The organism is Photobacterium kishitanii, assembly GCF_003026355.1.
Taxonomy (GTDB): domain Bacteria; phylum Pseudomonadota; class Gammaproteobacteria; order Enterobacterales; family Vibrionaceae; genus Photobacterium; species Photobacterium kishitanii.
Map to the genome: position 1 here is coordinate 69,029 of NZ_PYON01000006.1, position 26,426 is coordinate 95,454.

The window sequence follows — 26,426 nt, forward strand, 5'->3', positions numbered from 1 at the left end:
AAATGCCATTGGCGTAAATACATAAAGTCATCTCCTCACCAACCCAACACCATATAGCACTTTAACTTAATCACATCCTCATCAACGCTCTACACCTATTAATGTCTATCATTACTTTTATATACAGACTAATAGCCCTATTAATAATCGGATCATAGATACTAACAATAGAGCGGTTGTTTAATTTTGTAACACTTATATTTAAGCCTATTTAAATAATTCCTATATTGTGCCGTAAATATTTTATAGACATATAAATACATTTAATTTCACTGAAGGCTGTAATTATGCAAATACTGCTTGTAGAAGACGATATTAGCTTAAGTCGTTATATTGAAAAAGGACTCACAGAGGCTGGCCATCATGTGCAGTCGATTGACAATGGAAAGTATGCCCTTTCGATATGTATGTCTGAACAATTTGATATCGCGATTGTCGATCGAATGCTACCGGGGTTAGATGGGTTATCTTTTGTGAAGGCGCTGCGAGCATCAAAAATATCTATGCCGATCTTATTCCTCACCTCATTGGGTGGTATTGATGATCGTGTTGATGGTTTAGAGGCTGGCGGGGATGATTATTTAACGAAGCCGTTCGCATTTTCAGAGTTACTCGCACGATTATCAGCCTTATCGCGCCGTTCTAATACCTTAGCAATGACGCCAACAAGCGAACTCATTTACGGTGATCTCAAATTGAATTTATTTGATCATACTGCAATACGACAAGGCACAACGTTGAATCTCCAGCCCAAAGAATTTCGCATTCTGGAGCTATTTCTTCGCCATCCGGGACGCGTTATCACTCGTACGATGTTATTAGAACATGTTTGGGATATCTATTTCGATCCTCAAACTAGCGTCGTTGAAACCCACATTAGCCGTTTACGGAATAAGCTAGAAAAACCATTTGGTGATCAACTTATTCATACCGTTCGAGGTGCAGGTTATAAATTAGAACATAAACATGGGAAATGTAATTGATGCATCTATTAATAGAGCGAGTTCAACAACGGTTTCCTCCGCCAATTTGGTTACGAAGTTCAGCAATGCAACAAGGACTGATGTTTATCATGATGTCAGTAGTGAGCTTAATTTTGATGTCCAGCCTCACGATTGCTTATGTTGATTACCATCTTGACGAAGTCAATAACGATATTGAACACAATATTGAAGCATTTATGCTTGGTATCACCTCCGAGATCGACAAGGAGCCGATTGATGAAGATGATGTCATCGATGTATTAGTGACTGGGTTTACCTTATCCGGCATTTTAGTGGTTCTTTTTAGCTCAGCTATCGTTATTTATATGACAAGACACAATCAATCAAAAATCGAGTGTATTGAAACAGTATTACGTGCAGCAGCAGATGGTGAGTTATCGGCAAGAACAATGATGTCGACTCAAGGTAATGATTTAACTCGTATTGGTCATACTGTTGATGAGATGCTTTCACGCTTACAAAGCGTCGTTGCTGCAATGAGTGATATTTCAGCCAATATTGCCCATGAGTTAAAAACACCGATTACTCGATTGCAGTATAACTTATTAACACTCAATGAGATGGCAGAATCACACAGCAATAATATTGACGATAGCTTTTATGAGCAGTTGGAGTTATCACTCAAAGAGTCGAGCCGTTTAGCGGAAATTTTTGATGCTTTGCTACGTATATCTCAAATAGAATCAGGAAACAGACGCCAACGTTTTGAGCAAATAGATATTGTCGAAGTAGTGACAACAATTGCAGATATATATACTTATGTTGCAGAAGACGCGGGAATGATATTAAAAATAGACACCCCAATAGAGCCTATTTTCATTCAAGGCGATCGAGAATTACTTATTCAGCAGTTGGCTAATCTAGTCGAAAACTCGCTACGATATTGCCCGCCCGAGAGTCAACTTTGCTTATCATGTTCCACAGACAAAGATAACGTCATTATTACTATGGCAGACAATGGACCAGGTATTAATGACCAAGAAAAAAATCGAGTATTTGAACGCCTTTATCGCATTAATAAATCACGCAATGATGGCGGATTAGGGATTGGACTTACATTAGTTAAAGCGGTAACAGAATTACACCAAGGAAATATTAAGCTTTATGATTGTAATCCAGGACTTGGAGTAACGATTAATTATAGTCGCAACTAGCAGCTCAATGCGTTGTCACCTAGCGAAAAGACTCAAATAAAAAAAGGCCACTGATTTCTCAGCGGCCTTTTATCTAAGCGTAATTACTGATAGTCAGAGTAATTACATCCGTGCTTTGAAGATATTTACGATTTCTTCTAGGCTTGCTTGGCGTGGGTTAGTTAAAGAACAGGCATCATTTAGGGCATTTTGTGCCATGAATGCTAGCTTGTCTTCTGTTACGCCCAAATCTGTTAAACGTTGCTTAGTACCGACCTTTTCAGATAGTGCATCAATCGCTTCAAGAGCTGCATTAACCGCTTGCTCTTGGGTCATCGCTGCAGTGTCGATACCCATTGCTTTCGCAATATCAACAAAACGCTCAGGGACTTGTTGTGCATTAAAGCGTGATACTTCAGCAAGTAGGATTGCGTTACATAGACCGTGTGACAAGTCGTAAACACCACCCAATTGGTGCGCCATTGAGTGCACGTAACCGAGAGAAGCATTTGAGAATGCCATACCGGCTAAGTACTCGCCGTACTGCATTGCATCACGTGCTGCGCGGTCTTGACCGTTAGCTACAACGGCTTCTAAGTTATTAACAATCAACTCAATCGCTTTGATTGCAGCTGCATCAGTGATTGGGGTCGCTGCTGTTGAAACATACGCTTCAACCGCGTGCGTTAATGCGTCCATACCTGTGGTCGCGGTAAGGAACTTAGGCATTGCGACCATTAGCTCTGAATCGTTAACCGCAATAATAGGCGTGAAGTGCTTATCAACCACTGGGTATTTAGTTTCATCTTCTTGGTTAGTGATAATCGCAAATACCGTCATTTCTGATGCCGTACCCGCAGTTGTGTTCACGGTTACCAATGGAAGTTGTGGCTTCTTAGAAAGGTGCACACCTTTAGAGTAATCACGAATATGCCCCCCATTAGCAGCAACCAATGCGATACCTTTAGCTGTATCGTGAGAAGAACCACCACCAAATGAAATCACAAAATCAGCGTTGCTTTTAGCTAATAGAGTAAGACCATCTTCGATGTTTTTCTCAGTTGGGTTTGGTTGAACGCCATCGTAGATTGCGTAATCAATACCGTGAGCGGTTAGCTCATCAGTTAATTTGCTAACAAGACCCACTTCAACTAACACACCGTCAGTGACGATAAGTGCTTTTTTCAGTTCTTTTGACGCTAATTCAGCCCCTAAAGATTGGATAGCATTAGGACCCATTAAGGTTACAGGTGGCATGTAAAATACATTGCTCATAGTAAAACTCCGATAATTTTAATTAATTTATAGTGACTTACCGCGATAGCCATAAGTCTGAATTTGTTTGATAGCGCGTTATAAAGGGGTGATAGCGTAAGAAGCTATATCGAGTTTATTTGTTATTGTTGGTGTCGATGCTGTCATTCTACACCCCACCCATTTGGTAACAATAGAGATAAAACCAAAACACTTTTACTTAAATGTAATAATAAAAAGATGTAATAAGCGTTTGTTTACCATAGCAGTGAAATATTACTTATCAGCGGCTGATAGCAGTTTTTCATTAAAGCTCATATGGGTATTTTTGTTAGTAACCACAATGCCTGAATGTGATTTATCAGCGCTACCATTGACTGCATAGTGGCATGCAACTACAGCATTGTTAGCTTGGTTGTTAAAACTAACGTTACCGGTAAATGCGCCGTCACGTGCAGAAGCAGTATAAGAAGTGGCGATAATGGCGGTAGCGATGATTGCTTTAATAACTGTTTTCATGAGTTGTGTAACCTTATCTTTAGAGTTTTTATTCAACGCTGTCTGCGTTTCGATGCGGCTATATTAACAATTACACAAAAACGCACAATACAATCAAATTACAAAAGATTATTACCTATCAGAAACAATACTGTGTGTCTATTTTAGGTAGGAGCTCCTTACTGTACGGAGCAAAATCTAGTTTTAAAGTGGCGAGAGTCAAAAATACTTTATAAGCGGAATTAGCAAAGTCTATTAAAACCGAGCTTATGTTTTTTTAATACTGCGTGATCGTATAGTAAATAGATCGGCATGATCATAAAACGATTTGATTAAAGATATTTATTAGTCATATTTTACTTAACCTTAACTTCCCTACGAGACTAATTTAAATATAAAATATATTTTAGAATTCTCCATATAATACTAATCATCTCTTATTTTTGTGATCTTAGTATTATTTATATAAATTTAAAATTTATTTAAATAATACTATTTTTAGGTGATGATAATATCTGTAAGTATTTCTAAAAATTTCATCTTATTTATACTTGATAGATGTATTTATAAAATATAAACACTACGGATACACTTCATTTAATATTTGTACAAATAAGAATATTGTATACCTATATCACACTTTCATGATGAGCGTGGTGATATCGTTATAGCTCAACTTCTTAACGACAAATAAAAATGCCTACATTAATTGCTCACCGTGGAATGTCTTCACTTGCTCCTGAAAACACATTATCTGCATTCTCATTATGTAAAGATTCTAAAGTAAAATGGTTTGAATGTGATGTTGATATACTACAAGATGGAACAGTTATTATTTCACATGATGATTGCTTAGATAGATGTACAGATAAAAAAGGACGATTGTATGATATTAGTCATAATGATTTATCAACAATAGACGCTGGTAGTTGGTTTAGTGATGACTATATTGGAGAAAGATTACCAACAATCCAACAGTTGATTTCATTGATTAATGAGAAAGAACTAAATGTAAACATAGAAATAAAATCTTGTGCAGAGAGCGCAAAATTAAGTCATCTTTTAATAGATAATTTAATTTTAGCTCTTGAAAAATTAGATCCTCAAAGAGAATTAATTGTGTCTAGTTTTAATTTCTTAGCCTTATCTGAATTTAAAAATAAAAGGCCTCAAACTAAAGTCGCCTGTTTATTTGAAAATAATAATATATGGGATGATTGGCATTCAATTATAGAATGGTGTAAAGCCGAATATATTCATCCAGAAGATAAAGGATTAACACGAGAGATGGTTAATAAATTCAAAGCATCTGGCGTTAAAATTAATGTTTGGACAGTAAATAGTTTATCTCGTGCCAATGAACTATTTAATTGGGGAGTAGATGGGGTTTTCACTGATATTGCGCATAAATTCCCTTCCAAATACAAATATTAAAAACAGGTCTTGATATGAATCTCTTTGAAAAGATAGGGTTTTCAGGAAAAAAACAAGTCCTCGGGTTTTTCTCTGTTGTTCTATCAGGGCAAATTATATATTCTGGATTTGAAGCATTTAAAGGCACATTTTATGACCTACTACTTGAAGTTCTAAAAATAAACAATACACAAATGGGTATATTGTTTACATTAATAGGCTCTGCAATTTTCTTTTACATACCTGCCGGATGGATTAATAATCGTTTCCCTGTTAAATCAATATTAATAACTAGTTTATTAATAAGATTTATCACTATGATGGGCGTTATTTTTTTATCTCCAAGTTTTCATATGTTAATGGTTATTGCAGGTATTTGGGGATTAGTTGACTCTGCATTTTGGCCTGCTGTTGTAAATGGTGTGACATTAATGTCTGGCGATAATAATAAAGGTATGGCATTTGGTTTACTTGAATCGGTACGTCGCGCCTCTGAAATGGGGATGAATGCTATTATTGTTGGAATCATGGCATTATTAGGCGGTTCTATTTTAGTTTTCCAAAGTGCTATTATCATTTATACCTTACTTATTTTACCCATGATTTTTTGTGTTTGGAAATTTGTACCTAATAATAGAATGGAGATAATAAAAGGAGAAAGTAAAAATAAAGAAGCTCTTAATGGATTACTACATGTATTAAAAATGCCAACAGTGTGGCTAGCAGCTATTACATCTTTAACTGTATATTGGATATACATCACTCTAATTTATACAGTTCCTTACTTACAGGCTGTTTTTGGATTGTCAACAGAACAAGCCGCATTATTTGGTATTATTAACACAGGTGCTATGGGTGTAATTTCCGGATTAATCTCTGGTTCAATCGCTGATTTTATTTTTAAATCTTCAATTAAAATGATGTTTTTTGCACTATTCTTAACAATTATATCTTTATCTATTACGATATTTTTGCCTAAAGAACAAAATATGTTATTCATTAATATAATTTTATTAATGTGCTTTTCGTTTAGTATTTTTTTAGCTAAAGGAATTATTCTGGCTCCAGTAGCAGAAGCCGGCGTTCCTAAAAGTTATACCGGTTCAGCGATGAGTATTGGATCATTTGCTGCATATTCTTCTGTATTTTGGGCTTATGCATTAAATGGTTGGATTATTGATACATATCCAGCAATTAAAGCATATCAAATCATTTTTGGAATAGGTTTAATCGTTGCTATTATTGGTATGATTACATCATTTGCACTGATAATAATGAAAAAACGAACTAATGAAATATTAGTCATTAAGCATAATTAAGATTTAATACACTCGTACGTTAATGCTCAAAAGGCTACCGCTTAGGTAGCCTTTTTATGTACAGCGGTTACACATATATTAAATCGCATAAATATCCATACTGTTCAATAGTGTTCTTTAACCACTATTTACTTTGGGAGCAACAACCTTATATGCAACTATTTTAACTATACTGCTATTGTTGTGATCTATAGCTAATTTAACTATTCACCTAAGGTATAAACTAACGCTAACTTAAGCTAAAAGATAAATTAAAACCTTGTATATTCAGTTAATTACGTATATTTACGTTTATCTTTGTGCTTAATAAACTTAATAAATTTATGATTTGGAGAGACAAATGAAAGCTGTTTTTTCTGGTAAAGATCGTAATAACGAAAGCGCGACATACTGGTTTGATGTTTCAATCAACGTCACGGGTGAAGCGGATGGAATGGTGCTCGGGGTAGTTGAAAATAATAACAAAGATATTTGCATTGTTGACAGTGAATCACACTGTATTAAAGGATCTTGGTTTGCACCTTATGTAACCAACTTGCCAGATTATGTATCTACTGCAGAAAGAGCACTTTAGATAATAAAATGATCGTTGCTATGGGTAGTCTGAGACTGCCCTTTTTTAGCTATGTTTCAATATAACAAGGCCGTTAGACGGCCTTATATTAGGCATATTCTTAAATATAATTTACCACGTCAAACCACATGCGCTCGCTTTTGCTTTCGCTAAACTGTAGTACTTACGCTTAACTAAATAATTACCGTCGTTTTTAAGTCCTTCAATATGTAGCCACTTATTTTTACCGAAACGTGCTTTAACTGGTACGCCAACAGCAAAGCGTTTGCCTGATTGATATTTTGCAACGTAAAAAGAATCTCGTACTTTAAAAATATAACCATTATTACCACAGATTCTAGCGCTCTCAACACGACCTTTTTTAGTCTCGCCCCAAGAACCCCAATCATTAGCCTGCGCTGGTACTGAAGTTATCGCAACTAAACCAACTAATAACCCTAAAATAGTTTTTTTCATAATACCGCCAAAAGTAAACTTGAGAGTTTATTTTAATGGTTATCTCTATAAACAAAAGCAAAATAACGCTTAAAAATTAAAAATTGACAAACGTCAGCGAAATGCATCTCTAGCGGTATTGGGAAATATTTAAATATATCGTTAAGACATATAACGACTGTTTATTACGTCACTTATAGTGCATGTTTTATTGGTAATATCCTAGCTCATGAATTAACAGCTCATAATAAAAGCCTTAGGTTCCCTACTATCTTTACGTGCATTTACTGTAATGGAATAAAATCGATGATTAGATCAGAAAATTTTCATGTTTGGCATAAACGCAAAAAAGGCTTTGAACAATAAGTTCAAAGCCTTCTTAACAAATATTTTTAATGGTTAAGGCTAAGCCTTAACACTGACTTTACTTAGTCATGTTGCCGCTTTTGTACATAGTAGCGAATACAGGAGTGTAAAGTGCGATAATTTTATTAACGATACCAGTCATTTCTTTTTCCTCAATAAACTAAGCTTTAAATAATACAACCATAGCCTAACCATTGACTCTATAAGGCTTGCGGTCGTGTTTCGATGGAGGCCATTATAGATATTTTAATGGCCTTGAAAAATGATAAAAATAGCTACTTCAGATTAGTTTTAGTAATGCTTAATACGGTTGAATTACGATTTTATTTTTATTAAAAAAACACAGATCATAACCACAAAAAAAAGACCGCTATCTGCGGTCTTTTTCAAACTTAGTTATTAGGAAATAATAAAATATTATCCAAGTAACTCATTGGCATTATTAACAATATTTTCTACTGTAAAACCAAACATCTTAAATAGTTCATCTGCAGGCGCTGATTCACCAAAGGTTGTCATACCAATAATACGACCGTTAAGGCCAACATACTTATACCAGTAATCAGCAATACCCGCTTCAATGGCAATACGTGCTGTTACATTAGCTGGCAATACACTTTCACGGTAAGCCGCATCTTGTTTATCAAATAAATCAGTTGCTGGCATAGAAACCAAACGAACTTGACGACCTGCAGCCGTTAATTCTGCATAAGCTTGCGCAGCAATACCAACTTCAGATCCCGTCGCAATAAGAATAAGCTCTGGCTCAGCAGCACAATCTTTAAGAATGTAACCACCTTTAGTGATATTAGCGACTTGCTCAGCATTACGATCTTGCTGATCAAGATTTTGGCGTGAGAAGATCAATGCTGTCGGACCATCTTTACGCTCAATCGCGTATTTCCACGCCACAGCAGATTCAACCTGATCACAAGGACGCCAAGTACTCATGTTTGGTGTTAAGCGCAGTGATGCGACTTGCTCAACCGGTTGGTGAGTTGGACCATCTTCACCTAAGCCAATTGAATCGTGAGTATAGACCTGAATGTTTTGCACTTTCATTAATGCAGCCATCCGCAATGCATTACGCGCGTATTCCATAAACATTAGGAAAGTTGCACCATAAGGAACAAAACCACCATGCAATGCAATACCATTAATGATGGCTGTCATACCAAACTCACGCACACCGTAATGAATATAGTTACCAGAAGCATCAGTCGGTGTCAGTGATTTAGAACCTGACCACATGGTTAAGTTAGACGGTGCTAAGTCAGCCGAGCCGCCCATGAACTCAGGTAATAATTGACCATAGGCTTCAAGCGCATTTTGTGAAGCTTTGCGTGAGGCGATATTGGCAGGATTGGCTTGTAAATCAGCAATAATGTTCGACGTTGCAACTTCCCAATTAACAGGTAAGTCGCCATTCATACGGCGGGTGAATTCAGCGGCTAATTCAGGAAAAGTAGCGCTGTAGGCGGCAAACTTTTTATCCCATGCCGCTTCTTTAGCATTACCCGCTGCTGTCGCATCCCAATTAGTAACAATATTAGCTGGAATTTCAAATGGCCCATGGTGCCAACCTAAGAACTCACGTGCCGCAGCTATTTCTTCAGTACCCAATGGTGCACCATGGCAATCATGCGAACCGGCTTTATTGGGTGCACCAAAACCGATGATGGTTTGGCAACAAATAAGAGTTGGCTTGGTTGTTTCAGCTTTCGCCGCTTCAATCGCTGCATTAATCGCTTCAGCATCATGACCATCAACAGTTGAAATGACATGCCAACCATAAGCTTCAAAACGTTTTGCAGTATCGTCGGAGAACCAACCTTCGACGTCACCATCAATAGAAATACCGTTGTCATCCCAAAAAGTAATTAACTTACCTAGGCCTAGTGTGCCAGCAAGTGAACACGCTTCATGAGAGATACCTTCCATCATGCAACCATCACCCATAAAAGCATAAGTGTAGTGGTCAACAATATCATGGCCTGGCTGATTAAATTGCTCAGCCATCGATTTCTCAGCTAATGCCATACCGACTGCATTAGTTATACCTTGGCCGAGAGGGCCGGTCGTGGTTTCAATACCTGGAGCATACCCATATTCCGGATGACCTGGCGTTTTTGAATGTAATTGACGGAAATTTTTAAGATCATCAATCGATAAATCATAACCTGTTAAATGAAGCAGAGAGTAAATAAGCATTGAGCCATGACCGTTTGATAAGATAAAACGATCACGATCAACCCAGTTAGGGTTATGGGGGTTATGGTTCAGATGGCCACGCCACAATACTTCAGCAATATCTGCCATTCCCATTGGTGCACCTGGGTGACCTGAATTCGCTTGTTGCACACCATCCATACTAAGTGCACGAATTGCATTGGCTAGTTCTTTACGCGACACCGCATTACTAGAAGACATATCTGCTCCAAATAGTCATAAAATAATAATTTACGAATAAATAATGACGCCATTTATTAGCGATCACTTGATTTCGGTTGAATATTGTCTCAAAGAGGCACCACCAACTGCAATCGTTTTCGTTTTTAAAAAAGTTAATTTATTCAATAATATGCAACCGATGTTAATTTAAGTTTTTACATTTAAAATAGTCACAATAAAAAGCTTAGTATTTAATGGGTTGGGCTTTTGACTAAATCCTTACATATTACATTGTTGATTTTATAACTAGTCGGGGTATTATGGACGTCTAGACGGAGGTAGCTCCATACATGTAAACGTATGGAATGCAATGTAGTATCAGTATTACCGCTACCGTTCTAATAAATTTATGAATATAAGTGAGATCACCAATGGCTAAACACTTGTTTACTTCTGAGTCAGTATCGGAAGGACATCCAGATAAAATTGCAGACCAAATTTCAGATGCAGTCTTGGATGCAATTCTAGAGCAAGACCCGAAAGCGCGTGTTGCTTGTGAAACTTACGTAAAAACTGGCATGGTAATGGTCGGTGGTGAAGTAACCACATCAGCTTGGGTTGATATCGAAGAAATCACCCGTGAGACAGTACGTGAAATTGGTTATGTTCACTCTGATATGGGCTTTGATGCTAATTCTTGTGCTGTGTTAAATACCATTGGTAAGCAATCACCAGACATCAACCAAGGCGTTGATAAAACTGACCCTAAAGAACAGGGTGCTGGTGACCAAGGTATTATGTTTGGCTACGCAACCAACGAAACTAAAGAATTGATGCCGGCACCAATTACTTATGCTCATCGTCTTGTTCAACGTCAAGCGCTTGTACGTAAGAATGGTAGCCTACCTTGGTTACGCCCTGATGCTAAATCTCAAGTAACGTTTGAGTACGATCAAGGTAAGATTGTTGGTATTGATGCAGTTGTGCTATCAACTCAACACAGTGATTCAATCTCAACAGCAGATCTACGTGAAGCTGTAATGGAAGAAATCATCAAGCCAGTATTACCAGAAGAGTGGCTACGTAAAGAGACTAAATTCTTTATCAACCCAACTGGTCGTTTTGTTATTGGTGGCCCAATGGGTGACTGTGGTCTAACTGGCCGTAAAATTATCGTTGATACCTACGGCGGCGCAGCGCGTCACGGCGGCGGTGCATTCTCAGGTAAAGATCCATCAAAAGTTGACCGTTCAGCAGCATACGCAGCACGTTACGTAGCGAAAAATATCGTTGCCGCTGGTATGGCTGACCGTTGTGAAATTCAACTTTCATACGCAATCGGTGTTGCTGATCCAACATCTATCATGATTGAAACGTTTGGTACTGAGAAAGTACACCCAGAAATTATTATTGAGTCGGTTCGTCAGCACTTCGACCTACGCCCATACGGCTTACAAGAAATGCTAAACTTACTGCAGCCTATCTATAAAAAGACTGCTGCATATGGTCACTTTGGTCGTGATGAATTCCCTTGGGAAAAAACTGACAAAGTAGACGCACTACGCGACTTCGCTAAACTTAAATAATAATAAATTTAAGTTTATCAAAAACTAAGGGACGATAATTCGTCCCTTTTTTTATTCCTAAAATAAAATAATCGTTAATATTTATCCTCCAGTGTATAGTCAGCAGTGTTTATTCTCCGCTCTGTAACACGTTAATCTAGGATATTTCAAGTTATGACCCCGCTACAAAAGCAAGTGCTTACTCACGTAGAGTACTGTATCAAACATGCCAATCAACGCCTCAACAAACGACTACAAATACCAACCGTCAACTTTAATCAGCGTGGCAAAATTGCTGGTACTGCCCATCTACAAAAATGGGAATTACGTTTTAATCCAATACTACTGGCTGAAAATCCTGATGCCTTTCTTAATGGAGTCGTTGCCCATGAAGTCGCCCATTTAGTGGTATTTAAATTATTTGGTCGCGTGCGCCCTCATGGTCGTGAATGGCAACTAATCATGACTGAAGTGTTTAATGTAACGCCTAAAACCACCCATAACTTTAATGTTAGTTCAGTCGCAGGCACCCGCTATATTTACCTTTGCCCATGTAGTGAATACCCACTAACTATTCGACGCCATAATAAAGTAAAACGGGGCCAAGCTAGCTATTACTGCCGTAAATGCAAACAACCATTACAGTTTAAGACTGACATTCAATAATAATGTTGACGCACAGTTGTCAATTAACCGTGACCAAATAGCACTACTAACATGCCCAAAAGATAACTATCAGTAAGCGACTAATCTCTTCCTCAGTCTCTGTGGCTAAACCAGACAACCACAATTGTTTCGTTGTCGCAGCATCTCAAAAAGCTAATTTATCAACCTCGTATTAGCAGATGATAATAGCCATCATCAAACATGACCATTATTGTTTACTTTGATCTATTTACTCTATTTCAGTAATTAACTTTTGCCCTCAATCTGCCGCTAACCGTGGTAATATCTGGTATTACTCAACCATTACTGCAGATGACCGCATCATGAGAATTCCACGAATTTACCATCCACAACCTTTACCAAGCCAAGGTATGGTTATGCTTAGCGACGATGCGGCTAACCATGTTGGTCGTGTTATGCGAATGCAAGTTGGACAACAAGTATTACTGTTTGATGGCAGTAATGCTGAGTTCCCAGCTGTGATTAGCAGCGCTAGCAAAAAAAGTGTTGAAGTTGAGATTCAAGCGCGCGTTGAACATAGTATTGAATCACCACTGGATATTCACTTAGGCCAAGTAATTTCACGTGGCGATAAAATGGAGTTCACGATTCAAAAATCAGTTGAACTTGGCGTTAATACTATTACGCCTCTGATTTCAGAGCGTTGCGGAGTTAAGCTAAATGCAGAACGATTTGAGAAGAAACTTGAGCAGTGGCAAAAAATAGCTATCGCAGCCTGTGAACAATGTGGCCGTAATGTTGTACCAACTATTCGCCCAGTAATGAAACTAGAGCAATGGTGTGCTGAAGAATATGACGGTCTAAAACTAAATTTACACCCTCGAGCACATTATTCAATTAACACCCTTCCGACCCCAGTAACTAAAGTACGGTTATTGATCGGTCCAGAAGGTGGCTTATCTGCTGAAGAAATCAGTATGACTGAGCAATATAAATTTGACGAAATTTTATTAGGCCCACGTGTATTACGCACTGAGACTACCGCAATGACAGCCATTACCGCACTACAAGTTCGCTTTGGTGATCTAGGCTAAGTAATCAGGAGAAAACAATGATCAAGCTAGGTATAGTGATGGACCCTATCGAGTCTATCAATATCAAAAAAGATTCGACCTTTGCCATGATGATGGAAGCACAACGTCGTGGTTGGGAATTACACTACATGGAAATGAGTGATCTTTCTTTAGAGCAAGGTGTCGCGATTGCACGTACTCGCACTGTAACTGTAAAAAAAGATCCAAACGACTGGTTTGAATTCCATAATGAACAAGAGATCCCGCTGGCGGATCTTGATGCGGTATTAATGCGTAAAGATCCTCCTTTTGATACTGAATACATCTATGCAACTTACATTCTTGAGCGTGCAGAAGATAACGGTGCCTTAATCGTTAATAAACCGCAAAGCCTACGTGATTGTAATGAAAAATTATTTACGGCATGGTTTCCAGAACTAACGCCAACCACGCTTGTTACTCGTCGTGCTGACAAACTGAAAGCTTTCCACCAAGAACACGGTGATGTGATCTTAAAACCACTTGATGGTATGGGGGGCTCATCGATCTTCCGAGTGATGAAAAATGATCCTAACGTATCAGTGATCATTGAGACACTAACAGCGATGGGTGAAAACTACTGTATGGCACAAACTTTCGTGCCTGATATCAGTAACGGCGATAAGCGTATTTTAGTGGTTGACGGCGAACCAATGCCATACTGCCTAGCGCGTATTCCTGCTAAAGGTGAAACGCGCGGTAACCTTGCTGCTGGCGGTCGTGGTGAAGCACGCCCAATTAGCGACACCGATCGTAAAATTGCCGAAACAGTAGCGCCTATTTTAAAAGAGAAAGGCTTAATCTTTGTAGGTCTTGATGTGATTGGCGACAAGCTAACTGAAATTAACGTTACTAGCCCAACTTGTATTTGTGAAATTGAAGCCGCGTTTGATATTTCAATCACGGGTAAATTAATGGATGCGATTGAGCGCCGTATTAACGCTAACTAAGATCACCTAAGCGCTAAACATCAGCCATAATCAAACCAAGAACGCAGCGATTATATTTTATCGCTGCTTTTTACTATCAACACCATCATCGGTGCTGACGTGTATTTAATGGTGTTGTAAATGAATCTGACTAATCACTTTTTAGTGGCGATGCCCACTATGCAAGATCCAAATTTCAAACGCAGTGTGATTTATCTTTGTGAGCATAATGATGAAGGTGCAATGGGCATTATCATTAATCAACCAATTGAAATCTCAATTGCCGATATGCTTGAGCAAATTGAGATCGAACGCACACTGCCTTTAATTGACCCTTTGAGTATTGAATATCCGGTTCTCAATGGTGGTCCAGTGGCCGAAGATCGCGGCTTTGTATTACACACTATTCAAGCTGATTATAACTCTAGTATTACTATCACTCCTCAACTTGCTGTCACCACATCCTTAGATATTTTAGCCCAACTCGGCACTCAGCAAGCGCCACAACAATTTATTGTCGCGCTCGGTTATGCTGGTTGGGATGTGGGTCAACTAGAGCAAGAATTAGCCAATAATAATTGGCTCACTATTGAAGCTGATAGCAACATAATTTTTTCCACTCCGATAGATCAGCGCTGGCAACAAGCCATGGCAATATTGGGTATTAGCCCCGCGAATCTGTCTTCAGATATAGGTCATGCATGAGTCAATCTCGCAGCGTATTAAGCTTTGATTACGGCACCAAAAGTATTGGTGTTGCTATCGGCCAAGAACTCACAGGCACAGCCAGTCCGCTGGCTGCTTTAAAAGCCAAAGATGGCATTCCTAATTGGGATGATATTGAAAAAATCCTTAAAGAGTGGCAGCCAGATTTAATCGTCGTCGGCTTACCATTAGATCTCGAAGGCAAAGAGCTAGAAACCATAGCGCCACGTGCCAAAAAATTTGCTAACCGTATTCATGGTCGATTTGGTTATGCAGTCGAATTACACGATGAACGTTTAAGTACTGTTGAAGCCAAAGCTGACTTATTTGAACGTGGTGGTTATCGCTCATTAAGTAAAGGTAATATTGATTCACAATCTGCGGTAGTGATTTTAGAAAGCTGGTTTGAACGTCAATACGGCGCTTAATAAACAACTTTTTTCCGTCACCACCGCAACTAAAAAAACAATAATAAAAAAGACAAGCTCCCGCTGGAAGCTTGTCTTTTTTTTGCTGTACAGCTTTCAATCATAAGATCATCATAAAGCTGACGCTACTTTTCTGTAAGCGTTTCGCCTTGTTATCAAGCCGCATTATCTCTCTCTTGATCAGCTTGTACAGCTTTTGGATCATTTAAACCCAAAAACTCACCCTTCTAATTTTGTTTATTCCAATAAAAATAAAACACTTAAAAAACAACTGGTTACAATATTATCAGCAATTAGCATTAATGATTGGTAATTTTACTATAATGATCCTTTTGCAAAAGGATCATCATAGTCTTTATTATTTATCTAACGTTACACCCGCTAAACTATTTAATGGTTTAGCCGCTGGATCACCGACCTTGATCATCAACCGTAAGTCATTAGCTGAGTCGGCATGATGAAGCGCATCTTGTTCACTGATTTTACCTTCACTAAATAACGCATACAGTGATTGATCAAAAGTTATCATTCCCGCCTGTGCCGATTTTGCCATCACATCTTTAATTTCATGCAGATCGCCACGTCGAATAAGATCAGCAACTCGCGGCGTATTAAGTAATAATTCATAGACTCCATGACGGCCGATACCATTAGCATCGGCAACCAACTGCTGCGCCAAAATACATTTAAGATTCAGTGATAAATCAAACAAAAATTGCTCACGGCGATCTTTGGGGACTAAATGCAAGATACGCTCTAATGCCTGATTAGCATTATTAGCATGCAAGGTTGCTATGCATAAATGTCCTGTTTCAGCAAAATTCATCGCGTATTCCATCGTTTCAGGTGTACGAATTTCACCGATCACAATCATGTCCGGTGCTTGGCGTAATGAATTTTTTAATGCCACTTCATAACTGGCAGTATCAAGCCCAACTTCACGCTGGGTGATAATGCATTTGTCATGTTTATGAACAAACTCAATCGGATCTTCAACCGTTAAAATGTGGCCACTACGGTGCTGATTACGGTAACCTATCATCGCAGCCATCGAGGTTGATTTACCCGAACCAGTAGCCCCGACAATTAATACTAAACCTCGTTTTGATAACGCTAGCCGCTCCATATCAATCGGTAACTGTAAATCATTCATTTGCGGGATTTGAGTTTCAATGCGACGGATCACCATCCCGGGTAATTCTCGTTGCCAAAACGCACTGACACGAAACCGAAACGCATTACGTACGAGGGCAAAGTTGGCTTCTTTAGTACTGATAAATTCTTGTCGCAAGCTGGCATCCATTGCTTGATCAAACAAACTATCAACCCGATGACGAGTTAACGTTTCTCCAACGTCATGCAGATTGCCATCAATTTTTAATAAACACGCAGCATCAACCGTGATATATAAATCAGAGGCTTTTTTAGCAACCATTTGCTCAAGGATGTCATCTAAAGTCATGCAATTATCCTTTTCTTTAAAAGCCACGTTTGCTGCTATCAAGAATACGCCGCCCTTCTTCGGCTTCAACTATGCCTTGTGCCACCAGCATTTTTACGCTTTGCTCCATGGTTTGCATTCCAAGTGATGAGCCGGTTTGGATCATCGAATACATCTGAGCAATTTTATCTTCACGAATTAAATTTCGAATCGCAGGGGTTGCCATCATCACTTCATGACATGCCACTCGCCCACCGGAAGTGCACTTCAAAAGATGTTGTGCCACAACAGCGCGCAATGATTCCGATAACATTGAACGCACCATCGATTTATCACTTCCAGGAAAAACATCAATAATACGATCAACCGTTTTCGCCGCTGAACTGGTATGTAATGTCCCTAATACCAAATGGCCAGTTTCAGCTGCGGTTAACGCTAAACTAATGGTTTCTTGATCGCGTAATTCCCCGACGACTATCACATCTGGATCTTCGCGTAATGATGAGCGCAATGCATTTTGAAAGCTCAACGTATCGCGATGTACTTCACGTTGGTTAATCAAACAGCTTTTACTGGTATGTACAAATTCGATTGGATCTTCAATGGTCAAGATATGGCGTTGATAGTTACTATTGATGTAATCTACTAAAGCGGCGATGGTGGTTGATTTACCTGAACCGGTCGCGCCAGTAACCAGCACCAATCCACGATTCAGCTGAGCAATATCATAAAAAACTTCTGGTACATTTAGTGATGCTAAAGTAGGTATCTGAACGGGAATGGTTCGTAGCACAGCAGAACAACCACGCGACTGATGAAAGGCATTAACCCTGAAGCGACCCGTGCCGGGTAATTCAAAAGAAAAATCGACTTCTAATTTTTCTTCATACTCTCGACGCTGAGCATCGTTCATAATATCAAATATTAGTCGATGCACTTCGCTATGATCTAAAGCTGGTAAACTGAGCTTTCTCACATCACCATCAACTCTTATCATTGGTGGAACGCCCGCAGATAGGTGCAGATCTGATGCGTTATGCTTTACACTAAAATCGAGTAATTCGGTGATATCCATACATTTTCCTCAAGAATCAATTATGAACAGTATTAAGCAAAATATTACACAGGTCATCAATGAGATGGCACTAGCAACAAAAAAATGCGGCAGAGCCACCGATTCAGTGCAACTGTTAGCTGTCAGCAAAACCAAGCCCGTCGCCGCGATCGAACAAGCGATTGATGCTGGCCTCTTTGCTTTTGGTGAAAACTATGTTCAGGAAGGGGTAGATAAAGTTAATTATTTTGCGAACCACCCTGCCGCAAAACAATTAGTGTGGCATTTTATTGGTCCAATCCAGTCTAATAAAACGCGCCCAATTGCCGAGCATTTTGATTGGGTTCATTCGATTGATCGCCTTAAAACTGCCACTCGCTTAAATGAACAACGCCCAACAACAATGGCACCACTAAATGTGTTATTGCAAGTCAACACCAGTGGTGAAGCGAGTAAATCAGGAGTTAATGCTGATGAAGTTGTCGAGCTAGCAGCAGCAATTGCGACCATGCCGCAATTAGTTTTACGTGGATTAATGTCGATCCCACAACCCGAAACCGATTATGATAGCCAATTCGCGGCTTTTAAGAAGCTGGCGGATTTACACGCACTACTTAAACCACACCACCCTCAACTTGATACGTTATCGATGGGAATGAGTGGTGATATGGAAGCCGCTATTGCAGCAGGTAGTACTATGGTGCGCATTGGTACAGCACTGTTTGGTGCGCGAGACTATGGCAGCCAAGCTTAATAATAATTTAAAATAACGGTCCACGACTCAGCGACCTATTTGCGTGTCGTACCAACAGCAAAGGATATTACATGGAACAGCGTTCTATCGCCTTTATCGGTGCCGGTAATATGGCACGTTCAATTATCGCTGGACTAATAACCAGCGGTTATGATGCCAATAAAATTACTGCGACAGCTCCCAGTGAAACCCGTCTAGCACCGCTAAAGCATGATTTTGGAATTCATACCGACAGTGACAACCTACGTGCAGCTCAACAAGCTGATGTCGTGGTACTCGCGGTGAAGCCACAATTAATGGCCGAAGTATGTTTACCATTGCAAGCGATCGATTTCAGTAATAAATTAGTGATCTCCATTGCTGCTGGTATTAGCTGTGCTCGATTAGCAACCATGCTTGATAGCCAACTGCACTTAGTGCGAGTAATGCCAAATACACCAGCATTAATCGGTAAAGGCATGAGTGGATTATATGCAGATTCAACATTAGCACCGCAAGATCATCATTTTGCCAGCCAGTTATTACAAGCCGTTGGTGAAATTTGCTGGGTTAAACAAGAAGCAGATATCAATGGTATCATTGCCGCAGCAGGCAGTGCGCCCGCTTACTTCTTCTTGTTTATGGAAGCAATCCAACAACAAGCAATGGCGCAAGGTTTTGATGAACAAACAGCACGATTGTTAGTTCAACAAACTGCATTAGGCGCGGCGGAAATGGTGCAAGCAAATCCTGAAACGGATCTTGCCACATTACGCCAGCAAGTGACTTCTAAAGGCGGTACTACCGCAGAAGCGATTAATACGTTCAACAACCATCATTTAACAGAAATAGTCGCTAAAGCAATGCAAGCTGCGGTTGCTCGTGCTCAAGAAATGGAACAATTGTTTTAAGGTTTAATTATGAATTCACTGGCTTTTTTAATCTCCACAGTTTTTGATCTGTACATCATGATTGTGTTACTCCGTGTATGGCTTCAATGGTCACGCGCAGACTTTTACAACCCGTTCTCACAGTTTATTGTTAAAGCAACCCAACCGGTTGTAGCGCCATTACGTCGTGTGATCCCATCAATTGGCTCTGTCGATATGGCAACCATTTTATTTGGTTACCTATTGTGTGTCGCTAAATTTATTCTGCTACAACTGGCGTTAACGGGTGGTGCTTTTGCCTTTAGCCCAAGTTTCTTACTGCTAGGTTTACTGGCACTCGTTAAAGCAGCTGGCGGATTATTATTCTGGGTGCTATTGATTCGTGCCATTCTAAGTTGGGTAAGCCAAGGCCGTAGCCCAATGGAATATGTCATGCATCAATTAACTGAACCACTAATGGCACCGATTCGTCGCGTTCTACCAGCGATGGGTGGCTTAGATTTAAGTATTCTGGTTATCTTCTTAGGATTACAGTTTGCTAACTACTTGATGGGTGATTTAATTGGGCCGATTTGGTTCCAATTATGAGTACCAACGCTGTCTGTCGCCAAGGGGATGATGTCGTGATTAGACTGTACATCCAACCTAAAGCCAGTCGCGATCAAATTGTTGGCTTACATGGCGATGAAGTAAAAATTGCCATTACAGCTCCCCCTGTTGACGGTAAAGCTAATGCACATTTAGCTAAATTTTTGGCGAAACAGTTCAAAGTTGCTAAAGGTTTAGTCCATGTCGAAAAAGGCTTTCAAGGCCGTCACAAGCAAATACGGATTGAGGATCCTAAACAGATCCCCGAACCGATTGCGAGCCTAATGCAATAACTTCAACCAACAACTGTCAACTTAAAAGCGAATATCCTACCGATATTCGCTTTTTTTTATATGCAAGAATCCCCAATAAAATAGCCTCACTGAGTGCACTAGTTTGTTATTATTCCCACAACGGCTATCATAGCGATCATTAACGCATTAACGTTTTCAAAAGGCATTCAATATGAGCAAACTGGTACTGGCTACAGGTAATCAAGGCAAAGTAAAAGAAATGGCTTCCCTACTTGCTGACTTTGGGTTTGATGTCGTCGCTCAAAGCGATTTTAACGTTTCAGAAGTGGCAGAAACGGGGACTACTTTCATTGAAAATGCAATCATCAAAGCGCGTCATGCCGCTAAAGAAACAGGCTGCGCTGCGATTGCTGATGATTCTGGTCTTGAAGTTGATTTCCTTAACGGCGCTCCTGGTATCTACTCGGCACGATTTGCCGGTGAAGGTGCTACTGATGCGGAAAATATTGATAAGCTATTAGCAGCAATGGACGGCGTTCCTGAAGCACAACGCAGTGCGCGTTTTCATTGTGTATTAGTGATGATGCGCCATGAAAATGATCCAACACCGTTAGTGTGTCATGGTTCATGGGAAGGCAGTATTTTAACTGAACGTCATGGTGATAATGGTTTTGGCTATGATCCAATTTTCTGGGTACCTGAAGATCAATGTGCTTCAGCACAGTTAGATCCGAGTCGCAAAAAGCAACTGTCACACCGTGGTAAAGCGCTCCAACAACTTTTCAGTGCACTAAAGGCTAACTAATGCTTGTTCCTCCACCACTCAGCTTATATGTTCACATTCCTTGGTGTGTCCAAAAATGCCCCTATTGCGACTTTAATTCGCACGCGCTAAAAACTGAATTGCCAGAACTGGATTATATTGATGCATTAATTGACGATCTAGAAACAGATCTGATGGCATACCAATTAATCAACGGTCAACGACCACTGCATTCAATTTTTATTGGTGGTGGTACGCCAAGTTTAATCTCACCCTCTGAAATTGGTCGCTTATTAACGGCAATTGAAGCGCGCATTCCATTTAGTGACAATATTGAAATCACTATGGAAGCTAACCCTGGCACAGTTGAAGCAGGACGTTTTGATGGTTATCGCCAAGCAGGTGTCAACCGAATTTCGATTGGTATTCAAAGTTTCCAAAATGACAAATTACAGCGTTTAGGCCGTATTCATGGTAGCCAAGAAGCAATTAAAGCAATTGAACTGGCTAAATCAGCCGGATTAAACAGTTTTAATACTGATCTCATGCATGGACTACCCGATCAATCTATCGCTGATGCGATCAGTGATCTCAAGCAAGCGATCGCACTTGATCCCCCGCATTTATCTTGGTATCAACTGACCATTGAACCGAATACTCTCTATTACTCAAAACCACCAACATTGCCTGATGACGATGATTTATGGGATATTTTTGAGCAGGGCCATGCACTATTAACCGCCGCTGGTTATCAACAATATGAAATATCTGGCTACAGCAAACCCGATAAGCAATGCCAACATAATCTTAATTATTGGCGTTTTGGTGATTACTTAGGTATTGGCTGTGGTGCCCATGGCAAGATCAGCTTTGATGATGGTCGTATCATTCGCACCGTCAAAGTGAAACATCCGCGTGGATATTTACAAGCTGATAAACCCTATTTAAGCCAGCAAATAGCTGTTGCCGATAATGAACGACCGTTTGAGTTTTTCATGAATAGATTTCGATTATTAGAAGCTTGTCCAAAACAAGACTTCATCGATCGTACAGGCCTACCTCTATCGACAATTGAAGCTAATATCGATTGGGCAATCGAGCAAAATTATTTACTCGATAATGGCGATCAATGGCAGATCACTGAACACGGAAAATTATTTTTAAATGACTTATTGGCGGCTTTTGTTGAAGATGATGAGTAATTAAGCCCTATTATTGGTTATCAAAACCCAACCTCAAAAAAAGCGATCTCACCACTGTGAATCGCTTTTTTACTGTCTACCATCAAATTATGTTCCATCAAAAAATCGCAGCATTATTCTAAACTAACGCTATGCCAATTTTTCAATGCTGGAATATGTTGTCGAATTTGATTTTCTTGATCAATACGTACCGCAGCAAAATCACATAACTGAGTATCAATTCGCTGACCATGAGATAATACATACGGTAAATCAGTAGCGATTATTTGATAATATTGCGCCAATAGGTGGCTTTGCTCAGGATTCAAATTTACTTTATGAATATCAAAATAAAGCTGACCATTATCTTTAATCGTAAACGTCTGCGTTTCGTGCTCTAGAATTAATTTTTCATCGGTAAAACTCAGGTTGTTATGCCATAACGGCTGACACTCAACCGCTGCAACTGCTGAGCTGATACTTAGTCCGATTAATAATCCACACCCATTTTTTATATAAAGTTTAATCTTCATCAATAATACCCCACTTCCCTGTCCATAGTGGGTAGCGACATATTGCCTCAACAGATACCCACTAAAAAATAGAACGTCCAATCCGAGCTGATAATTTTTCTAATGCCGCAGTGCCTACCAAAGAATTACCCGATTGATCTAATTCTGGTGACCATACAGCAATGGTCATTTCTCCTGGTACAATCGCAACAATGCCACCACCAACTCCTGATTTCCCTGGCATACCAACGCGATAAGCGAACTCCCCGGCGCCATCATATAGCCCACATGTCGCAAGCAATGCATTTATATGCTTACTTTGAGTTTGGCTAATAATTGGCGTATTTGCACCTAAAGGCTGACCTTTATTTGCTAAATAAGAAAATGTCCGTGCTAAATCAACACAACTCATCTTTAAGGCACAGTAGCTAAAGTAGTTATTAAGCACCGGCATAACTTCATTATTAAAATTGCCAAATGAACGCATTAAATAGGCAATTGAGGCATTACGATCACTGTGCTGCATTTCAGAGTTAGCCACAATTTTGTCGTATACAATCTGTGGGTTACAGGATAATTCACGCACTAATTCCAGCATTCGATATTGCGGTGCGCACAACCGACTATAAAGCATGTCAGAAATAACTATTGCGCCAGGGTTAATAAACGGATTACGCGGAATACCGTTTTCTAATTCAAGCTGAATCATTGAATTAAACGCCTGACCAGACGGCTCCTTACCGACTCGAGCCCATAATTCATCCGGCTCATAGAGTGCCATTGCTAAAGTTAGCGATAATACTTTGGAGATCGATTGAATAGAAAAGCTTTCTTGGCTATCGCCAGCTTGAATGATTTCACCATCGTTATAACACACAGCGATGCCTAATTTGCTGGCAGGCACTTCAGCTAAAGCAGGAATATAATTAGCCACTTTTCCTTGACCAATCAAAGGTCTAACTTCATCTAAAATGCCATTGAGCAAGGTTTCTGTTGGCTTCATATACTTCATCTCCAATAACAAAAAAGCCAACAAAAGTTGGCTTTCTAAATAGATAACGCAATAACTGCTGTCACCCTAATCGATTGTCACAGCAATGTCTGCAATTATTCAGTACGCATATACTTCATATCCCATACGCCATGACCTAGGCGATGACCACGTGCTTCAAACTTAGTTAAAGGACGATCTTCTGGGCGTGCAATGTAAGCGCCATCAGTTGCTGTATTTTTATAACCAGGCGCAGCATCCATCACTTCTACCATATGCTCTGCGTAATTTTCCCAATCCGTTGCCATATGGAAAATACCACCAATTTTAAGTTTCTTACGTAGCATTTGAGCAAATTCTGGTTGAACAATACGACGCTTATGGTGACGCGCTTTATGCCATGGGTCAGGGAAGAACAATTGCACCATATCAAGGCTGCCATCAGGGATCATGTGTTCAAACACTTCAACACCGTCATGACACATTACGCGAAGGTTGGTTAAATTAGCCGCTTCTGCGCCCATCAAACAATGACCAACACCTGGTGTATGTACTTCAATACCAACATAGTTTTTCTGTGGCGCAGCTTGTGCCATTTCAACCAATGATGCACCCATGCCAAAACCAATTTCTAATACAACTGGCGCTTCACGATTAAAGACTTGTGTCCAGTCCAGCATTTCAGTGGCGAAATCAATACCCATAGCTGGCCAGTTCTTTTCGATCGCATGCTCTTGACCTTTGGTTAAACGGCCTTCACGACGAACAAAACTGCGGATCTTACGAACCATTTTGCCTTCATCGGTAAATTCAGTCAGGGTTACGTCACCTGACTTTTTTGAAACTTCGCTCATGCTAACTATCCAAACAAAAAAAGAAACGGAGTGGCATTATCCAAAGTTATAGACTCAATTCAAGTCTATCAATTGTGACAATAGCCAATTTATGATGCAATCATAGTCAATAACGTCATTATAGACGCCATTACATCGATGGCTTGCAGTATAAGGGATCGTCCCCACGGACTCCAACTTTCCGCAAGCTCATTCCATAATAAAGCGCAACATGACATTTTTTAATGTCTATAGAGTAAAGTGAGCCCACCGTGAGTACAGCTTTTTCCGACGCTATTTTAGCGTGGTATGATAAATTTGGCCGTAAAACCCTACCATGGCAGCACCAAAAGACCCCTTACAAAGTATGGTTATCAGAAATCATGTTGCAACAAACCCAAGTTGCCACCGTGATCCCTTACTTTGAACGCTTTATGACTCGCTTCCCGACGGTGGCAGATCTTGCCGCCGCAGAACAAGATGAAGTACTCCATTTATGGACGGGGTTAGGCTATTACGCGCGCGCTCGTAACCTTCACAAAGCTGCACAATTAATTGTAGCTCAACATAATGGTGAATTTCCTACCACGATTGAAGAAGTAGAAGCACTGCCAGGCATCGGACGTTCAACTGCTGGCGCGGTATTATCGCTATCATTAAAACAACACCACCCGATTTTAGATGGCAATGTTAAACGTACTCTTGCCCGCTGCTATGCAATTGAAGGTTGGCCTGGTAAAAAACCGGTTGAAAATGCCTTATGGGAAATCGCCACTGCAAATACTCCCGCACTTGGTGTTGAACGTTATAACCAAGCGATGATGGATATGGGCGCTATGATTTGTACTCGTAGCAAACCTAAATGCGATTTATGCCCAATTGAAGCCCAATGCCTTGCCAAAGCGCAACAACGCCAAACAGAATTTCCAGGTAAGAAACCCAAAAAAGTGATGCCAGAAAAACAAACTTGGTTCGCCATTTTACGTTATGGCGACAAAGTCTGGTTAGAACAACGACCACAAAGCGGTATTTGGGGCGGCTTATGGTGCTTTCCACAACATGACACTGATGATCTTGAAGATTTGTTGTTGCAGCAACTGGGGCAGCCACAAACAATGATCACCAACCAACAGCAATTGATCGCGTTTCGGCACACATTTAGCCATTACCACCTTGATATCGTACCGATATTGTTCACCTTGAACCAAATGCCTGATGTTATCCATCAACGTCAAGGACAATGGTATGATCTGCATGATCCAGCCAAGATTGGCCTTGCAGCCCCTGTGCAAAAGATCCTTGAGAGTTTGCTATACCCCCAATAATGAATAGGTTTATCACTAGTTACATTTTTATGCTCACAATACACCATTTGTAGTGTCATTTTAAAATGTAACTAGTTACTATCGCGGCCTTCTAATATTCTTATTTAT

The 26,426-nt window shown here is 39.8% G+C and carries 27 protein-coding genes; 18 read left to right on the forward strand and 9 right to left on the reverse strand.

Translation table 11 applies throughout. The annotated features are described in order from the left end of the window. Nucleotides 1-287 precede the first annotated feature (287 nt). Entirely contained in the window at nucleotides 288-983 is a 696-nt protein-coding gene (locus tag C0W29_RS08750; RefSeq protein WP_045043420.1) for a response regulator transcription factor, read from the forward strand. After that, a complete protein-coding gene (locus C0W29_RS08755; protein WP_045045422.1) occupies nucleotides 983-2,158 on the forward strand; it encodes a HAMP domain-containing sensor histidine kinase in 1,176 nt (391 codons plus the stop codon). The genes C0W29_RS08750 and C0W29_RS08755 overlap by 1 nt, the downstream gene beginning before the upstream one ends. A 102-nt stretch (nucleotides 2,159-2,260) precedes the next feature. Here C0W29_RS08755 and C0W29_RS08760 read toward each other — a convergent pair whose 3' ends face one another. Both C0W29_RS08760 and C0W29_RS08765 read right to left on the reverse strand, forming a co-directional pair. Further along, complete coding sequence (locus C0W29_RS08760) at nucleotides 2,261-3,412, reverse strand: iron-containing alcohol dehydrogenase (RefSeq protein ID WP_107174220.1); 1,152 nt, start codon at nucleotides 3,410-3,412, stop codon at nucleotides 2,261-2,263. A gap of 255 nt (nucleotides 3,413-3,667) precedes the next feature. Beyond that, on the reverse strand, nucleotides 3,668-3,910 hold the full coding sequence (locus tag C0W29_RS08765) for a hypothetical protein (RefSeq protein WP_036793284.1): 243 nt from the start codon (nucleotides 3,908-3,910) through the stop codon (nucleotides 3,668-3,670). Between the two features lie 675 nt (nucleotides 3,911-4,585). Between C0W29_RS08765 and C0W29_RS08770 the strand changes: the two genes are divergently transcribed. The 3 genes from C0W29_RS08770 to C0W29_RS08780 all read left to right on the forward strand — a co-directional run bounded on the left by C0W29_RS08770 (nucleotide 4,586) and on the right by C0W29_RS08780 (nucleotide 7,195). After that, complete coding sequence (locus C0W29_RS08770) at nucleotides 4,586-5,323, forward strand: glycerophosphodiester phosphodiesterase family protein (RefSeq protein ID WP_045045837.1); 738 nt, start codon at nucleotides 4,586-4,588, stop codon at nucleotides 5,321-5,323. A gap of 14 nt (nucleotides 5,324-5,337) precedes the next feature. After that, complete coding sequence (locus tag C0W29_RS08775; RefSeq protein ID WP_036793282.1) at nucleotides 5,338-6,621, forward strand: MFS transporter; 1,284 nt, start codon at nucleotides 5,338-5,340, stop codon at nucleotides 6,619-6,621. Nucleotides 6,622-6,961: 340 nt separating this feature from the next. Next, a complete protein-coding gene (locus C0W29_RS08780; protein ID WP_036793281.1) occupies nucleotides 6,962-7,195 on the forward strand; it encodes a hypothetical protein in 234 nt (77 codons plus the stop codon). 111 nt (nucleotides 7,196-7,306) lie between these two features. Here C0W29_RS08780 and C0W29_RS08785 read toward each other — a convergent pair whose 3' ends face one another. Together C0W29_RS08785 and tkt are read right to left on the reverse strand one after the other, a co-directional pair. Then, a complete protein-coding gene (locus C0W29_RS08785) occupies nucleotides 7,307-7,651 on the reverse strand; it encodes a hypothetical protein (RefSeq protein ID WP_036793280.1) in 345 nt (114 codons plus the stop codon). A 762-nt stretch (nucleotides 7,652-8,413) separates the two neighbouring features. After that, nucleotides 8,414-10,408 carry a transketolase gene (tkt, locus tag C0W29_RS08790; protein WP_208019741.1) on the reverse strand — a complete coding sequence of 665 codons (1,995 nt, stop codon included), beginning with the start codon at nucleotides 10,406-10,408 and terminating at the stop codon, nucleotides 8,414-8,416. Between the two features lie 410 nt (nucleotides 10,409-10,818). Between tkt and metK the strand changes: the two genes are divergently transcribed. The 6 genes from metK to ruvX all read left to right on the forward strand — a co-directional run bounded on the left by metK (nucleotide 10,819) and on the right by ruvX (nucleotide 15,753). Beyond that, nucleotides 10,819-11,973, forward strand: a complete 1,155-nt coding sequence (metK, locus tag C0W29_RS08795; protein WP_036793278.1) for a methionine adenosyltransferase — start codon at nucleotides 10,819-10,821, stop codon at nucleotides 11,971-11,973. Nucleotides 11,974-12,126: 153 nt separating this feature from the next. Next, on the forward strand, nucleotides 12,127-12,618 hold the full coding sequence (locus tag C0W29_RS08800) for a SprT family zinc-dependent metalloprotease (RefSeq protein WP_045045835.1): 492 nt from the start codon (nucleotides 12,127-12,129) through the stop codon (nucleotides 12,616-12,618). A gap of 323 nt (nucleotides 12,619-12,941) precedes the next feature. Further along, complete coding sequence (gene rsmE / locus C0W29_RS08805; RefSeq protein ID WP_036793276.1) at nucleotides 12,942-13,673, forward strand: 16S rRNA (uracil(1498)-N(3))-methyltransferase; 732 nt, start codon at nucleotides 12,942-12,944, stop codon at nucleotides 13,671-13,673. 17 nt (nucleotides 13,674-13,690) lie between these two features. Then, on the forward strand, nucleotides 13,691-14,641 hold the full coding sequence (gene gshB / locus C0W29_RS08810) for a glutathione synthase (RefSeq protein ID WP_045044058.1): 951 nt from the start codon (nucleotides 13,691-13,693) through the stop codon (nucleotides 14,639-14,641). 120 nt (nucleotides 14,642-14,761) lie between these two features. Further along, the gene (locus tag C0W29_RS08815; protein WP_045044059.1) at nucleotides 14,762-15,325 is read left to right on the forward strand and encodes a YqgE/AlgH family protein; all 564 of its coding nucleotides are present in this window, start codon (nucleotides 14,762-14,764) and stop codon (nucleotides 15,323-15,325) included. Then, nucleotides 15,322-15,753, forward strand: coding sequence for a Holliday junction resolvase RuvX (gene ruvX, locus C0W29_RS08820; RefSeq protein ID WP_036793273.1), 432 nt, complete (start codon nucleotides 15,322-15,324; stop codon nucleotides 15,751-15,753). The genes C0W29_RS08815 and ruvX overlap by 4 nt, the downstream gene beginning before the upstream one ends. Before the next feature lie 358 nt (nucleotides 15,754-16,111). Here the strand turns inward: ruvX and C0W29_RS08825 are convergent, their stop codons facing one another. Beyond that, the gene (locus C0W29_RS08825) at nucleotides 16,112-17,215 is read right to left on the reverse strand and encodes a PilT/PilU family type 4a pilus ATPase (RefSeq protein ID WP_045044060.1); all 1,104 of its coding nucleotides are present in this window, start codon (nucleotides 17,213-17,215) and stop codon (nucleotides 16,112-16,114) included. A gap of 16 nt (nucleotides 17,216-17,231) precedes the next feature. Continuing rightward, nucleotides 17,232-18,269 (reverse strand): type IV pilus twitching motility protein PilT, encoded by a 1,038-nt coding sequence (locus C0W29_RS08830; protein ID WP_045044061.1) that lies wholly within the window; start codon nucleotides 18,267-18,269, stop codon nucleotides 17,232-17,234. Nucleotides 18,270-18,291: 22 nt separating this feature from the next. On the opposite strand from C0W29_RS08830, the gene C0W29_RS08835 reads away from it, so the two are divergent. The 6 genes from C0W29_RS08835 (at nucleotide 18,292) to hemW (ending at nucleotide 22,678) form a co-directional block, all read left to right on the forward strand. Beyond that, entirely contained in the window at nucleotides 18,292-19,002 is a 711-nt protein-coding gene (locus C0W29_RS08835; protein WP_045045834.1) for a YggS family pyridoxal phosphate-dependent enzyme, read from the forward strand. Nucleotides 19,003-19,073: 71 nt separating this feature from the next. Continuing rightward, nucleotides 19,074-19,892, forward strand: coding sequence for a pyrroline-5-carboxylate reductase (gene proC, locus C0W29_RS08840; protein WP_045045833.1), 819 nt, complete (start codon nucleotides 19,074-19,076; stop codon nucleotides 19,890-19,892). A 9-nt stretch (nucleotides 19,893-19,901) separates the two neighbouring features. Next, complete coding sequence (locus tag C0W29_RS08845; protein WP_036793268.1) at nucleotides 19,902-20,459, forward strand: YggT family protein; 558 nt, start codon at nucleotides 19,902-19,904, stop codon at nucleotides 20,457-20,459. Further along, nucleotides 20,456-20,752: a DUF167 family protein YggU gene (yggU, locus tag C0W29_RS08850; protein ID WP_036793267.1), complete on the forward strand. Its 297-nt coding sequence runs from the start codon at nucleotides 20,456-20,458 to the stop codon at nucleotides 20,750-20,752. The genes C0W29_RS08845 and yggU overlap by 4 nt, the downstream gene beginning before the upstream one ends. Nucleotides 20,753-20,924: 172 nt before the next feature. Next, nucleotides 20,925-21,518, forward strand: coding sequence for an XTP/dITP diphosphatase (locus C0W29_RS08855; RefSeq protein WP_036793266.1), 594 nt, complete (start codon nucleotides 20,925-20,927; stop codon nucleotides 21,516-21,518). Next, entirely contained in the window at nucleotides 21,518-22,678 is a 1,161-nt protein-coding gene (gene hemW, locus C0W29_RS08860) for a radical SAM family heme chaperone HemW (protein WP_045045832.1), read from the forward strand. The genes C0W29_RS08855 and hemW overlap by 1 nt, the downstream gene beginning before the upstream one ends. Nucleotides 22,679-22,791: 113 nt before the next feature. Here hemW and C0W29_RS08865 read toward each other — a convergent pair whose 3' ends face one another. From C0W29_RS08865 to trmB, 3 genes are all read right to left on the reverse strand, one after another. Then, nucleotides 22,792-23,190, reverse strand: a complete 399-nt coding sequence (locus tag C0W29_RS08865) for a YggN family protein (RefSeq protein ID WP_052671733.1) — start codon at nucleotides 23,188-23,190, stop codon at nucleotides 22,792-22,794. Between the two features lie 61 nt (nucleotides 23,191-23,251). After that, nucleotides 23,252-24,172, reverse strand: a complete 921-nt coding sequence (gene glsB, locus C0W29_RS08870) for a glutaminase B (protein WP_045045831.1) — start codon at nucleotides 24,170-24,172, stop codon at nucleotides 23,252-23,254. 104 nt (nucleotides 24,173-24,276) lie between these two features. After that, nucleotides 24,277-25,014, reverse strand: coding sequence for a tRNA (guanosine(46)-N7)-methyltransferase TrmB (gene trmB, locus C0W29_RS08875; RefSeq protein ID WP_036793263.1), 738 nt, complete (start codon nucleotides 25,012-25,014; stop codon nucleotides 24,277-24,279). 251 nt (nucleotides 25,015-25,265) lie between these two features. Between trmB and mutY the strand changes: the two genes are divergently transcribed. Next, on the forward strand, nucleotides 25,266-26,318 hold the full coding sequence (gene mutY / locus C0W29_RS08880; RefSeq protein WP_036793262.1) for an A/G-specific adenine glycosylase: 1,053 nt from the start codon (nucleotides 25,266-25,268) through the stop codon (nucleotides 26,316-26,318). The last annotated feature ends 108 nt before the right edge of the window (nucleotides 26,319-26,426 follow it).

Bases quoted from the DNA above. Each gene is read 5' to 3' on its own strand.
- C0W29_RS08815 (WP_045044059.1), top strand. From the start codon at position 14,762: ATGAATCTGACTAATCACTTTTTAGTGGCGATGCCCACTATGCAAGAT.
- rsmE (WP_036793276.1), top strand. From the start codon at position 12,942: ATGAGAATTCCACGAATTTACCATCCACAACCTTTACCAAGCCAAGGT.
- C0W29_RS08830 (WP_045044061.1), bottom strand. From the start codon at position 18,269: ATGGATATCACCGAATTACTCGATTTTAGTGTAAAGCATAACGCATCA.
- C0W29_RS08765 (WP_036793284.1), bottom strand. From the start codon at position 3,910: ATGAAAACAGTTATTAAAGCAATCATCGCTACCGCCATTATCGCCACT.
- C0W29_RS08785 (WP_036793280.1), bottom strand. From the start codon at position 7,651: ATGAAAAAAACTATTTTAGGGTTATTAGTTGGTTTAGTTGCGATAACT.
- trmB (WP_036793263.1), bottom strand. From the start codon at position 25,014: ATGAGCGAAGTTTCAAAAAAGTCAGGTGACGTAACCCTGACTGAATTT.
- C0W29_RS08760 (WP_107174220.1), bottom strand. From the start codon at position 3,412: ATGAGCAATGTATTTTACATGCCACCTGTAACCTTAATGGGTCCTAAT.
- metK (WP_036793278.1), top strand. From the start codon at position 10,819: ATGGCTAAACACTTGTTTACTTCTGAGTCAGTATCGGAAGGACATCCA.
- ruvX (WP_036793273.1), top strand. From the start codon at position 15,322: ATGAGTCAATCTCGCAGCGTATTAAGCTTTGATTACGGCACCAAAAGT.
- C0W29_RS08825 (WP_045044060.1), bottom strand. From the start codon at position 17,215: ATGACTTTAGATGACATCCTTGAGCAAATGGTTGCTAAAAAAGCCTCT.
- yggU (WP_036793267.1), top strand. From the start codon at position 20,456: ATGAGTACCAACGCTGTCTGTCGCCAAGGGGATGATGTCGTGATTAGA.
- C0W29_RS08835 (WP_045045834.1), top strand. From the start codon at position 18,292: ATGAACAGTATTAAGCAAAATATTACACAGGTCATCAATGAGATGGCA.
- C0W29_RS08800 (WP_045045835.1), top strand. From the start codon at position 12,127: ATGACCCCGCTACAAAAGCAAGTGCTTACTCACGTAGAGTACTGTATC.
- proC (WP_045045833.1), top strand. From the start codon at position 19,074: ATGGAACAGCGTTCTATCGCCTTTATCGGTGCCGGTAATATGGCACGT.
- C0W29_RS08775 (WP_036793282.1), top strand. From the start codon at position 5,338: ATGAATCTCTTTGAAAAGATAGGGTTTTCAGGAAAAAAACAAGTCCTC.
- glsB (WP_045045831.1), bottom strand. From the start codon at position 24,172: ATGAAGCCAACAGAAACCTTGCTCAATGGCATTTTAGATGAAGTTAGA.
- C0W29_RS08855 (WP_036793266.1), top strand. From the start codon at position 20,925: ATGAGCAAACTGGTACTGGCTACAGGTAATCAAGGCAAAGTAAAAGAA.
- C0W29_RS08750 (WP_045043420.1), top strand. From the start codon at position 288: ATGCAAATACTGCTTGTAGAAGACGATATTAGCTTAAGTCGTTATATT.
- C0W29_RS08780 (WP_036793281.1), top strand. From the start codon at position 6,962: ATGAAAGCTGTTTTTTCTGGTAAAGATCGTAATAACGAAAGCGCGACA.
- C0W29_RS08845 (WP_036793268.1), top strand. From the start codon at position 19,902: ATGAATTCACTGGCTTTTTTAATCTCCACAGTTTTTGATCTGTACATC.
- hemW (WP_045045832.1), top strand. From the start codon at position 21,518: ATGCTTGTTCCTCCACCACTCAGCTTATATGTTCACATTCCTTGGTGT.
- gshB (WP_045044058.1), top strand. From the start codon at position 13,691: ATGATCAAGCTAGGTATAGTGATGGACCCTATCGAGTCTATCAATATC.
- C0W29_RS08755 (WP_045045422.1), top strand. From the start codon at position 983: ATGCATCTATTAATAGAGCGAGTTCAACAACGGTTTCCTCCGCCAATT.
- C0W29_RS08865 (WP_052671733.1), bottom strand. From the start codon at position 23,190: ATGAAGATTAAACTTTATATAAAAAATGGGTGTGGATTATTAATCGGA.
- C0W29_RS08770 (WP_045045837.1), top strand. From the start codon at position 4,586: ATGCCTACATTAATTGCTCACCGTGGAATGTCTTCACTTGCTCCTGAA.